We start from the raw sequence: 12,060 nt of genomic DNA, 5'->3' as shown, positions 1-12,060 counted from the left end.
AATTCGCTGCTAATCACGGCAGCGGATGCCCGTGAGATGTTCGATTGACAATCAGATGCTAGCGACGACCGGCGTGCGTCAGGCGCGTTGCCTTGTAAATCCAGGCTTCGGGCGCGCTGCGTCACCCACCACCAACGCGCCGACTGCGTGCCGCGCTTCAACCGTCTTCTCCGTCGAGGGTTCCGTACGACTCCTGTCGCGCCGTCAGCTTCGCGGCTTGCGTTTCCAGCCGCGACAGCAGCGTGTCGAGCACGTGGGCTTCGGCGTCGGTCAGACAGGAGGCGAGTTCCATGTTGTAGGCTCGCCCGCCTTCGAGCGCCTTGTCGTAGATAGCTTGCCCCGCTTCCGTCAGCGTCAGCACCGTCAACCGCTTATTCGACGGTAGGCGAGATTTCGCTATCAGCTTGCGTTCTACCAGAGCTGCGACGCCCCGACTTGCGATCACCGTATCGAGCGCGGCCATCTGTGACAGCCGCGTGAGACTCACGTGCGGAAATCGTCCGACGAAAGCGAGAAGCCGCCAGTCACGGCGGCTGATGCCGATATCGCGCCGGAACATCAGGCCGACACCGCGCGTCGCGACGCGTGTCAGATTATGCATTCGGTACATCAGGAAGTCGTCGATGTGCTGCGGGTCCTTGACGACGGGCGGCGACGGATCAGTGTCCGGCGAGTTCGATCGTGGCATGGCGGCGATGGGGAATGTGCAAGCCACCATTGTGCCGCGCATTTTGGTGCGACCGCACATACGTTTGATTTGGTCAATCATCGCGCGCGTGCTTACGATCTGGGGCATCTTCTGACGACGCGACGAACCCAGATCATGACTGCCATTCGCAACGTTCTGTTCATCATGTGCGACCAGCTGAGGCGCGACCATCTCGGCTGTTACGGACACCCTTTCCTGCGCACACGAAACATCGACGCGCTCGCCGCCCGCGGCGTGCGTTTCGACAATGCGTTCGTCACGTCCGGCGTCTGCGGGCCGTCGCGGATGTCGTATTACACCGGACGCACGATGACGAGCCACGGCGCGAACTGGAACCGCGTGCCGCTCGGACTCGGAGAAATCACCCTCGGCGAATACCTGAGCTGGCATGGCCGCACGCTCGCGCTCGCAGGCAAGACGCATGTCCTCGCCGACGTCGACGGCATGAAGCGTCTACAAATCGCCAGGTCGAGCCCAATGGGGCAGCGCTTGTCCACCGGCTTCTTCGAAGAACTGGATCGATACGATGGCCATCACGAACCCGGCGCGGAAACCGGCTATCCAGCGTTTTTACGCGCGAACGGCTACAACAGCGACAGGCCGTGGACCGACTTTGTCGTCAGCGTCGAGGACGACAACGGCGACACGCGTTCCGGCTGGCAGATGCGCAACGTCAAATGGCCATCGCGTGTCGCTGAAGCGCATTCGGAAACCGCGTACATGACGTCGCAGGCAATCCGCTATATCGAGGAAAAAGGCGACACGCCCTGGGCACTGCATCTGTCCTACGTGAAGCCGCACTGGCCGTACGTCGCGCCGCGTCCATATCACGACATGTATTCGCTCGACGAGTGTCTGTCGCCGGTGCGTCGTCCCGACGAATTCGACTGCGCTCATCCGGTGCTGGCCGCGTATCGCCGGCATGAAGAGTCGGTCAATTTCTCGCGCGACGAGGTCTCGGATACAGTGCGTCCCGTCTATCAGGGTCTCATTCAGCAGATCGACGATCATCTCGGCCATGTGTGGAACACGCTTGAGCAGCTCGGCCGCTGGAAGGACACATTGATCGTGTTCACCGCCGATCACGGCGATTTCCTTGGCGATCACTGGCTCGGCGAGAAAGAGCAGTTCTACGACACCGTGCAGCGCGTACCGATGATTGTCTACGATCCGTCGCCGCGCGCTGATGCGACGCGCGGCGGCGTCGAACGGCGCTTCACATCTGGCGTCGACGTCGTGCCGACGATTCTCGACGCGCTGGATTTGCCCTCTTACGATGAGCGGATCGAGGGCTGCTCGCTGCTGCCGCTGACGCGCGGCGACGCGGTCGCCAGTGCACACTGGCGCGAGTTCGTCGTCTCCGAATTGGACTTCAGTTTTCGCGCGGCGCGGCTCACGCTCGAGCGCAAGTCGGACGAATGTCGCGCGTGGATGGTCCGCGATACGCACTGGAAATACATACATTGGATGGGATTTAGACCACAACTGTTCGACCTCCAAGCGGACCCGGATGAGTTTGTCGATCTGGGCGAATCAACCGCGCATGCCTCCGTGCGCGCCGCGATGCACGACAAGCTTGTGCGGTGGCAATGCAGCCTGAAGCAGCGCGTCACCATCGACAATCCGACGGTCGCGGCGAAAACCAATACGCACAAGGAATGGGGTGTATTTTTCGGCGAGTGGTAGAAAAGCGGCGAATCGGACACGCAAACCGACCATTCGAGAAGATCCACGTCCGGCAACGACTGGCACGCGATTAGGAGACAACCCATGAACATCCCATCTACACGGCTGGACGACGGCGCGCTTTACCGCAAGATCGCCTGGCGCATCGTGCCGTTTCTGTTCGTCTGCTACGTGGTCAACTTCATCGACCGTGTAAATATTGGCTTCGCAAAGCTGCATCTGCTGCGCGACCTGAAGCTCGACGACGCCGCGTTCGGCATCGCGGCGGGCATGTTCTTCGTCGGTTACCTGCTGCTAGAGTTGCCGAGCAATCTGCTGCTCGCGCGGATTGGCGTGCGGAAGACGCTGCTGCGGATCATGGCGCTTTGGGGTCTCGTGACGATCGCGCTGATGTTCGTGCAAGGTGCGAAATCGCTGTACTTGCTGCGTTTTCTGCTTGGTGCGGCCGAAGCCGGCTTCTTCCCCGGCATGATTTTCTATCTGAGCCAGTGGTTTCCGAATGCACAGCGCGGGCGAATCACGAGCCTGTTCGTAATGGCGGTGCCGCTCGCGGGCATTGTTGGCGGGCCGCTGTCCGGCGTGATCATGAGCCAGCTCGAAGGCGCGCAGGGACTGCACGGCTGGCAATGGCTGTTTCTGATCGAAGGCGTGCCGGCCGTCGTGCTCGGAGTGCTCGCGCTATTGCTGCTCGACGATCGCCCCGCGGATGCGCGTTGGCTCACCGACGATGAAAAAGCCCGCGTGCAGGCTGCGCTCGGGGCAGAGCGCGCGCGCCGCGAAGCGACCCCGGCGCCGTCGAGCTTGCGGGAGCTGCTGCGGAGCCCGCGAGTCTATCTGCTGTGTGCGGTCTACCTGACGGTGTTTATGGGACTGAACGTCGTCGGCTTTTGGATTCCCACGGTGCTGCGCCAGGTCGGCGTCACGCGCATCACGGATATCGGCTGGTTGAGCGGCGGTATGTCGGTGCTGACCGCGATCGGGATCGTGGTGATCGGGCGCAGTTCGGACCGGCGCGGTGAGCGGCGCTGGCACGTTGCTGGCAACGGGATCGGGGTCGCGGCGAGCCTGCTGTTGCTGCCTCTCAGCGCGCATAGCATTGCATTGACGGTCGCGTTGTTGTGCGTGGCGTCGATATGCATTTACGCGACGCTGAGCATCTTCTGGACGATCCCGCTCATGTTCCTGTCCGGTAACGCGGCGGCGGGCGGCATCGCATTGATTACCACGGTCGGCGCGCTCGGAGGCGCTGTGAGTCCGGCGCTCGTCGGCATACTGAAGGAACAGACCGGCAGCATCTACGTTGGGCTCGCGGTAGTCGCTGGTTTGCTACTGATCGGGATGATTGCGCTACTGTGGTTCGTGCCGCAGGAGCAACCTGCGGTCCAACCCGCACGAGCGTCTCCGCCGCAGGTTGCGGCGAAGTAACTCGCGGCGCTCCGCTCCTGAGAGTCGGGGCTTTCGTCGCGGTGAAAATTGCGAGATTGAATGGCTGCTAATGCGGCAGGCGACTGGCTGCTAGGGGTCGGGTGCTGTGCTCCGGCAGGAGGACGGCTGTCGTTCAACGTCACAGGTGGTCCAATGACCGCGGAGCAATCTACAGCGACCCTTGACTGACGATCGGCCCAATGACCGCATTGGCCGATATCGAGTCCATCGGCTTGCCGGTTTGCCGCTGGGATTGCCCGTATCCATCGACGCTGCGAGCGCACGCTAGCAGACTACCGATCGTCGGTACGTTCCGAAAGCCGCTGCTCTGAAGGCGTCTATTTGGCGTGTGCAAAGTGCGATGGCGATATCGTTGGGTTTAATCTACCGTAGGGTTCTTGGAGCCCGTGCGCGTGTCCGGAGTCAGTCGTGATGTGCGAGACAGCTATGGATTACCGCAACGCTGAACCCTCATGGTCCGCCCCGCGCGGAAGCGAATGGGTGCGTGAAAGAATAAAGACAGCTTTCATTTTTTGGGTTCTATTGCACGGCCATTCGACGGCGTTTCGGAGTCTATTGCTCAATTTTTCGAGTCTTTTGTGCGGGGACACTCTTCGACACTCACGCCTACGGAAACTCGTCTTGATTTCTTGAACGGTTAGTCATAATATCGACTGCATGAAGCAATCAGGCGATTTGAAACAATCCACGAAGAAAGCCGGCGGGGTCTGCTCGCGCGGCAGGCCGCGCGAGTTCGACACGAACACGGTATTGGCGAGCGCGAGCCAGGTGTTCTGGAATCACGGCTACCACGCCACCTCGATCGACGACCTGTGCAAAGCCACCGGCCTGTTGCGGGGGAGTCTCTACGGCGTGTTCGGCGACAAGCACGGCATCATGCTGGCCGCGCTGGATCATTACGCGGAAGGGTCGGTCGCACGGCTCGCCGAGCGGTTGAACGCACCCGTGCCGCCGGAGGAATCACTGCGCAACGCTTTGCTGCATTACGCTCGGGTCGCGTGCGCGCTAACTGGCGAGCGTAGCTGTTTCATCACCAACACCACGCTTGAAATGCAACCGGGCGACGAACAACTGCGCACCCGCGTCGCCGCGATTCAGCGCCGCATGGCCACGTTGCTGGCGGCGTCGGTGATACGCGGTCAGGCGAGCGGCGCCTTCAACTCCACGCTCGACGAAAAAGCTGTCGGCGATTTTCTGCTCTGCGTCATGCAAGGGCTGCGGGTGCTGGGGCGGGGCGCTCACAAGGAAGACGCGCTGATAGGAATCGTGGACGTCGCCATGCGCGCGCTCGTCTAAATTTTTTTTGCCGAATTTTTGAACGATCAGTCATGAAAAGCGAAGCGATCAAGTCCGCTGCGGCGGCATGCGTTGGACCTCAAGGCGCCGCAGCTTCAGTGGTGATCTGTCCTGGCTCTGCGGCCGCGAATCTGGCAACGGGCGTGCCAAAGGGCATGGGAAAGGGCGTCGCACCAGCGGCCGACAGGACCCAGCCGCGCTTCGAACGGCAAGGGCTTGCGCTGGCGGTGCTGTTTGTCGGCGCATTCCTCGCGCCGCTCGACTACTTCATCGTCAATCTCGCGCTGCCCTCGATTCATACCGGCCTGAACGCCACCGACGCGCAATTGCAACTCGTCGTCTCCGCCTATGCGTCGGCGTATGCGGTGCTGCTGATCACGGGCGGGCGGCTCGGCGATCTGTTCGGCCGCCGCCGCATGTTCATGACGGGCATGGCGGCGTTCGTGGTCGCCTCAGCACTGTGCGGCTTCGCGACCAGCGGACACATGCTGGTGATCTCGCGGATCGTGCAGGGCATCGCCGCCGCCGTCATGGCGCCGCAAGTGCTCGCCACGATTCGCGCGGTGGTGCCGCTGCATCAGCAGACCAAGGTGATGAGCCTGTATGGATTCGTGTTCGGCTTGTCGTCGATCGTCGGGCAGTTGGGCGGCGGCGCGCTGATCACCTATCGCCCATTCGGGCTCGACTGGCGCATCATTTTTCTGATCAACATTCCGATCGGCATCGCGGCGTTTCTCGGCACGTGGAAGTTCGTGCCGGAGAATCAGCCGGCCACGCGCACCGGCATCGACGTGAAGGGCGTGGCGCTGCTGTCCGCCGTGCTGCTGCTGGTCATCTATCCGATGACGCATGGCCGCGAAGCCGGCTGGCCGGCGTGGACCTTCGTGATGTTCGCGCTTGCGGTGCCGGCGTTCGCGCTCTTCGTGATGATCGAGCAGCGCGTGGAGCGCGGCGGCGGCCATCCGCTGGTGGATCTGCAGTTGTTCCGCAACCGGGCCTTCGCGCTAGGGCTTGTGCTCGCGTTTCTGTTCTACTGCAACAGCGCGTTTTTCCTGACCTACGGGATATTCCTGCAGACCGGTTTGCACTGGACGCCGCTCGCCTCGGGCATGGCGATCATGCCGTTCGCGATCGGTTTCGTCGTTGGGCCGCTGGCCTCGCCGGCGGTGGTCAGGCGCATCGGCGGCCATGTGCTCACGCTCGGGTTTTCGATGATGACGGTCGGCTTCATGGTCACGGGCTGGTCCGCCACCCAATCAGCCACCCCGGATTTGCTGTTCTATTGCGGGCTGGTATGCGCGGGCGTCGGTCATGGCCTGCTGCTGCCGTCGATCATGCGCACCGTATTGCTGGAGGTCGTGCCGGAGAAAGCCGGGCTTGCTTCGGGCGTGGTGTCGTCGACGCTGCAGATCGGCTCGGCGTTCGGCACGGCAGCCATCAGCGGTGCGTTCTTCGGCGCGATCGGCGCGCGCGCGGCACCTGGCGACTACGCGCACGCGTTCCAGCTCAGCCTCGCGATCAACGCATTGCTGATGTTCGTGTGCATCGGCTTGAGCGTGCTGCTCGTGCGGCACCAGCAACTCGCACTGCGCCGCCCAGCGCAGCCGGTTTGAAAATCCGGCAGCGGCAATCGTTATCAACAAAGATTGCCCGAGGGTATTAGGCATTTTTTTAAACGAGAGTGATTTTAAGCATGGTGCATTTACCGGTGAGTTCGTTATTCACAGGTAATTTTGCTATGCAGGATCAGAATAAACCCTGAATCGCTGTCCGCTGGAGCATTAGATATGACGAAACCGCATTCGCATTTTCTACTGGCGGCGCGGGCACTCCGCAGTAAGCCTTGCGATCGTGCAGTGCGGCATGGAAAGGCGGCCTGACAGCCGATTGCAGGGTTTTCCCGGTTTTTACCCATCCACAGCCGGCAGTGGAAGCCATTCCACTTCCGGTGAAAACGGTATCAATAAAAAGCGCTTGCGGCCATTAATTTCGATTGTTAATCTTGCCCAGTCCTTTAGAGTTTTCCTTCAGCAGATCCATAGTCGAAAAAACCGGCGCAATGACTTAAATACCGTTCAACGGTTCCGTAGGGGGACGAATATGCTGACCGCTACCATTGACGCATTCCAGGCACCGCTCACCGCCCCAATCAACATCGGCGACGTCGTCACCTTGAAGGAAGGCGGCTCGCGCATGACGGTAACCTACGCAGGCCCTGTGGCGCTCAATCCCGGCGACTGGCTGATTTGCGAATGGTTCGATGAGCACGGCGAACTGCGCCGCGAGATGTTTTCACCCGCGAGCGTACGCGTCGAGCCGCGCTCCATTCCCGCTGGTTCCGTCTTGTGGAACCGCATGAGCCGCGCGGCCTGAACGGCCCGCAGCAGGGTCGGCCGGCGCCTTGGCCGACCAGCTCGTTTTCCGCCTCGCCACACCACGCCTGATTTACTTGCCGGAGCGATCCCGCTCGCTCGCGCGTCGTTGCACGCGCACCAGCAGCGCGCTGGAAAACGCCCGCATCCTCACGAGCTTGCGCGTCTCCACGACTTCGCCCGCAATGTTCTTCGGCGGGTTCGGTTGCAACGACCAGTAGAGCGCGAGCAGCCAGCCGAACACGGTCCAGCCGAGACAGGCATTGAACAGCGCCAGCGTCAGCACGTCATGACGCTTGCGCCGGTCGGCCACCACGGCCGGCAAAAAGTAGAGCGCCAGCGCCAGCACCGCGGCGATGGCCTGCACGACGACATTGCCTCCCATGAAGCGGCTCCCTCGCGATAGGCGACCCATGCTGCGATTGTCGCGCGATTATTTTGTTTGCGTAAGCTCGCCGCAAAGGCGTTGCGCCGTGCGTGGGATGACCGCCACCGGCAGTCGCGCCGCCCGCCCAGCGAGGCCAATGTATTGCGAGGGGTTCAGCCAATCCCGCAACCGGACTATGATGATCGTTTCGACAGAACAGATCCCACGGACCGCCATCATGATCTCCGACGATACCCAGCAGGCTCAGCGCATCAACCCCGAGACGCTACGCGAATTCGTGGACCGCAAGTGGAACGACGAGATCGTGCCCGCGTTGACGGACTACATTGCCGTGCCGGCCAAGAGTCCGGCGTTCGATCCCGAGTGGGTCAAGCACGGCTATCTGGAGCGCGTGGTCACCGACGCGGCGCGATGGGCCGAACAGCAGCCCGTGCGCGGTCTGAAACTCGAAATCATTCGCTTGCCGGGCCGCACGCCGGTGATTTTCTTCGAGTCGCCGGCGACGCGTTCGGGCAGCGAGGAAACCATCGTGCTGTACGGGCACCTCGACAAGCAGCCTGAGTTCGACGGCTGGCGCAACGACCTCGGACCGTGGACACCCAAGCTCGAGAACGACAAGCTCTACGGCCGCGGCGGCGCCGACGACGGTTACGCCATTTACGCAAGCATCACCGCTCTCGCCGCGCTTGATGCGCAAGGTGTCGAGCGTCCGCGCTGCGTCGGTCTGATCGAAACCTGCGAGGAGTCGGGCAGCTACGATCTGCTGCCTTATGTCGACGCGCTGCGCGAGCGGCTCGGCAAGGTCGGTCTGGTGGTGTGCCTGGATTCGGGCGCGGGCAACTACGATCAGCTGTGGCTCACCACGTCGTTGCGTGGACTCGTCGCCGGCGATCTCGAAGTGCAGGTGCTCGATGAAGGCATTCACTCGGGCGGCTATGGCGGCATCGCGCCGTCGAGCTTCCGTATCATGCGGCAACTGTTCGACCGGCTGGAGGACTCCGCCAACGGCACGCTGCTGCCAAAGGGTTTCCATATCGACATCCCCGCGGACCGTTTGCGTGAAGCGGAAGCCACCGCCAGGATTCTCGGCGACGACGTCTGGAAGAAACTGCCATGGGCGTGCGGCCAGGACGGCCGCCAGGTGCTGCCCACCACCACCGATCCCAAAGAGGCCTTGCTCAATTCGACATGGCGTCCGTCGCTGTCGGTGACCGGCGCGGCCGGCTTGCCCGCGCTCGCTGACGCCGGCAACGTGCTGCGTCCGCGCACGGCGTTCAAGCTGTCGCTGCGTCTACCGCCGATGATCGAAGCGGAGAGGGCCGTCGCCGACCTGAAGGCGCTGCTCGAAGTCGATCCGCCGTACAACGCCAAGGTGACGTTCAAGCCGGACGCGGGTGCGGCGAGCGGTTGGAGCGCGCCCGATCTTGCACCGTGGCTCGCCACCGCGCTCAACGACGCGTCGCGCCGGCACTACGGCGCCGACGTCGCGTATATGGGGCAGGGCGGCACGATCCCGCTCATGAACGTATTGAAGGCAGGCTTCCCCAAATCGCAGTTCATGGTGTGCGGCGTGCTCGGACCGAAGTCGAATGCGCACGGGCCGAACGAGTTCCTGCACGTGCCGTACGGCAAAAAGCTCACGGCTGCGGTTGCCGAGGTGATCGCCGCCGCGCCCTGAGCGAGTTGGTTAACTTCTGCTTGCCCTGAATCCGTCACGTTCGCCGACCTTGTGGATGACTGATAACTCGACCGCTCAACCCGTCACGCCCCGGATTCCGGCCGATCAATTGCATGCCTATGTGAGGGCAATCTGGGAGCGGGCGGGCAGCACGCCACGGGAAGCGGAACTGGTCGCCGATCATCTGGTGGCGGCCAATCTGACGGGCCACGACTCGCACGGCGTGGGGATGATTCCGCGCTATGTGGCGTCGCTTGCCGACGGCGAGCTTCAATTGAACCTGCATGCCGACGTGGTCAAAGACGCAGGCGCCGTGCTGACCGTCGAAGGCGGTAGAGGCTTCGGCCAGGTGGTGGCGTTCGAGGCCATGGAGCAGGGTATCGAGCGCGCCAAACGCCTCGGCATCTGCGCGGTCGGCTTGCGCGGCGCGCATCACATCGGGCGTATCGGTCATTGGGCCGAACAGTGCGCACAGGCGGGTCTCGTGTCGTTCCACTTCGTCAACGTGGCGGGCGATCCGCTCGTCGCGCCGTTCGGCGGCGCGGACCGGCGCATCGGCACGAATCCGTTCTGCGCCGCGTATCCGCGGCCCGGCAAGCCGCCGCTCGTGCTCGACTTCGCGACCAGCACGGTGGCCTATGGCAAGACGCGCGTCGCCTATAACCAGGGCAAGCAGGTTCAACCCGGCGCGCTGATCGATCACGAGGGCCGCGCCACGCTGGAACCCAAAGTCATGCACGAAGCGCCGTTCGGTTCGCTGACGCCGTTCGGCGGACATAAGGGCTTCGGGCTCGCGGCCATGTGCGAGATCTTCGGCGGTGCGCTCTCGGGCGGCTTCACCACGCACTCGACCACGCTCGGCACGACCAACGCGATCATCAACTGCATGCTGTCGGTAATCATCGATCCGGCCGCGTTCGACGCGCCCGATGCGCAAGCCGAAGCCGACGCGTTCATCGACTGGGTGAAGGCCTCGCCGCTCGCGGCCGGCACCGACCGTATCTATGAGCCCGGAGAACCCGAGCGCGTGACGCGCGCGCAGCGCGAGGCGGAGGGTATTCCCGTGGATTCGGCCACATGGGCGCAGATTCTCGCCGCGGCGCTCGCCGTCGGCATGAGCGCGGAAGAAGCCGGCCGCTGGTCCGCGCGTTTGCAATAAACGATTTTGATGCAAAAGCGCGGGCGCGATGGGTCGCCCGCGTTTTGATTATGCGAAGCGGATACACCGTCTGTTAGCCAACCCATCACAGAAGAAAATAATTCGCTGCTTATCATTTTCGATTGCACTTTCTAATCGAAAACAATTTCTCTTTCTTGCCATTCCGGCAAGACATTCAATCCCCGGCCGTGCGCAACTGATTGCGCGCCGCGCGCCTGTTTGCGGGTCGATTTCGCCCATTTTCGGTGCGCAAGCGTTTGCGCCGATGCGACATGCCTCTGTGCGTTCTCTTTCTCGCAGACCGCCTGCTGGCGGGATTTTGAACGCGGCTTGCATTCATCTGTTGGTTACCCCGCTCCCATCCAATTCAGGTCTGCTTTAGGCTCGCATAGCAATACCAGTGTTTAACCTTAAAAGGACCGTTCAAAATGAATCTGCATAACCATCACGCCTGCCGTCCGTTCCTCGAAGCCGGCAATCTTTCGCAAATTTCGGCTTACTACGAAGAAGGCCGCAATGTCATGTGGATGATGTTGCGGGCGCAGCCGCGTCCCTGCTTCAATCTCGATCTGGTCCATGACATCCTCGAACTCGCGCAGGCAGCACGGGAATCAGGATTGCCGATCGATTTCTGGGTCACCGGTTCGTTGATTCCGACCATGTACAACGTCGGCGGCGATCTGGACTTCTTCGCGGACGCGATCCGCGCCGGCAAGCGTCAGGCGTTGATGTCCTATGCGCGGGCCTGTGTGGATTGCGTGCATGCGGCGTCGCGGGGATTCGACACGGGGGCGATTTCGATCGCGATGGTGGAGGGCACAGCACTCGGTGGGGGCTTCGAGGCCGCGCTCGCGCATCATTTCCTGCTCGCGCAGAGCGACGCGCGCATGGGCTTCCCGGAGATCGCGTTCAACCTGTTCCCGGGCATGGGCGGTTATTCACTGGTGGCGCGCAAGGCCGGCATGCGGCTCGCGGAGGAGCTGATCGGCGTCGGCGAATCGCATACGGCCGAATGGCATTACGGCAAGGGTCTGGTCGATCAGCTGTTCGAACCCGGCGAAGCCTATATGGCGACCCGTACTTTCATCGACACGCTCAAGCCGAAAATGAACGGCATCCGCGCGATGCTGCGGGCGCGCCAGCGCGTGCTGCAACTCTCGCGCGCCGAGCTGATGGAAATCACCGAGGATTGGGTCGATGCCGCCTTCACGATCGAGGAGAAGGACCTCGCCTTCATGGAGCGGCTGGTGACGCTGCAGAACCGCCGCACCTCGAACCTGCGTCAGACGGCCAGCGCGGCCAATTTCGCCTGAATTGACCCGAGCT

General features: G+C 62.4%; 10 protein-coding genes. 8 read left to right on the top strand and 2 right to left on the bottom strand.

Translation table 11 applies throughout. The annotated features are described in order from the left end of the window. Window positions 1-157: 157 nt before the first annotated feature. Window positions 158-688: a MarR family winged helix-turn-helix transcriptional regulator gene (locus tag B0G71_RS25620; RefSeq protein WP_116148881.1), complete on the bottom strand. Its 531-nt coding sequence runs from the start codon at window positions 686-688 to the stop codon at window positions 158-160. Between the two features lie 135 nt (window positions 689-823). Between B0G71_RS25620 and B0G71_RS25615 the strand changes: the two genes are divergently transcribed. From B0G71_RS25615 to B0G71_RS25595, 5 genes are all read left to right on the top strand, one after another. Next, window positions 824-2,395 carry a sulfatase-like hydrolase/transferase gene (locus B0G71_RS25615; RefSeq protein ID WP_116145214.1) on the top strand — a complete coding sequence of 524 codons (1,572 nt, stop codon included), beginning with the start codon at window positions 824-826 and terminating at the stop codon, window positions 2,393-2,395. A gap of 84 nt (window positions 2,396-2,479) precedes the next feature. After that, a complete protein-coding gene (locus B0G71_RS25610; protein ID WP_116145212.1) occupies window positions 2,480-3,820 on the top strand; it encodes an MFS transporter in 1,341 nt (446 codons plus the stop codon). 678 nt (window positions 3,821-4,498) lie between these two features. After that, window positions 4,499-5,137, top strand: coding sequence for a TetR/AcrR family transcriptional regulator (locus B0G71_RS25605; protein ID WP_116145210.1), 639 nt, complete (start codon window positions 4,499-4,501; stop codon window positions 5,135-5,137). Window positions 5,138-5,169: 32 nt separating this feature from the next. Then, on the top strand, window positions 5,170-6,750 hold the full coding sequence (locus B0G71_RS25600; RefSeq protein ID WP_116145208.1) for an MFS transporter: 1,581 nt from the start codon (window positions 5,170-5,172) through the stop codon (window positions 6,748-6,750). Window positions 6,751-7,237: 487 nt separating this feature from the next. Beyond that, window positions 7,238-7,510 (top strand): YodC family protein, encoded by a 273-nt coding sequence (locus B0G71_RS25595; RefSeq protein WP_106278351.1) that lies wholly within the window; start codon window positions 7,238-7,240, stop codon window positions 7,508-7,510. Window positions 7,511-7,582: 72 nt separating this feature from the next. Here the strand turns inward: B0G71_RS25595 and B0G71_RS25590 are convergent, their stop codons facing one another. Continuing rightward, window positions 7,583-7,894: a superinfection immunity protein gene (locus B0G71_RS25590; RefSeq protein ID WP_116121853.1), complete on the bottom strand. Its 312-nt coding sequence runs from the start codon at window positions 7,892-7,894 to the stop codon at window positions 7,583-7,585. A gap of 220 nt (window positions 7,895-8,114) precedes the next feature. On the opposite strand from B0G71_RS25590, the gene B0G71_RS25585 reads away from it, so the two are divergent. From B0G71_RS25585 to B0G71_RS25575, 3 genes are all read left to right on the top strand, one after another. Beyond that, window positions 8,115-9,575: a M20 family metallopeptidase gene (locus tag B0G71_RS25585; RefSeq protein WP_116148879.1), complete on the top strand. Its 1,461-nt coding sequence runs from the start codon at window positions 8,115-8,117 to the stop codon at window positions 9,573-9,575. 55 nt (window positions 9,576-9,630) lie between these two features. After that, window positions 9,631-10,734, top strand: a complete 1,104-nt coding sequence (locus tag B0G71_RS25580) for a malate/lactate/ureidoglycolate dehydrogenase (protein WP_116145206.1) — start codon at window positions 9,631-9,633, stop codon at window positions 10,732-10,734. 428 nt (window positions 10,735-11,162) lie between these two features. Beyond that, the gene (locus tag B0G71_RS25575; protein ID WP_106278344.1) at window positions 11,163-12,047 is read left to right on the top strand and encodes a crotonase/enoyl-CoA hydratase family protein; all 885 of its coding nucleotides are present in this window, start codon (window positions 11,163-11,165) and stop codon (window positions 12,045-12,047) included. Window positions 12,048-12,060: the final 13 nt, after the last annotated feature.

Origin of the sequence: Paraburkholderia sp. BL27I4N3, from assembly GCF_003386115.1 — a bacterium.
Classification (GTDB): domain Bacteria; phylum Pseudomonadota; class Gammaproteobacteria; order Burkholderiales; family Burkholderiaceae; genus Paraburkholderia.
This window is presented reverse-complemented; position numbering and strand designations above follow the sequence as displayed.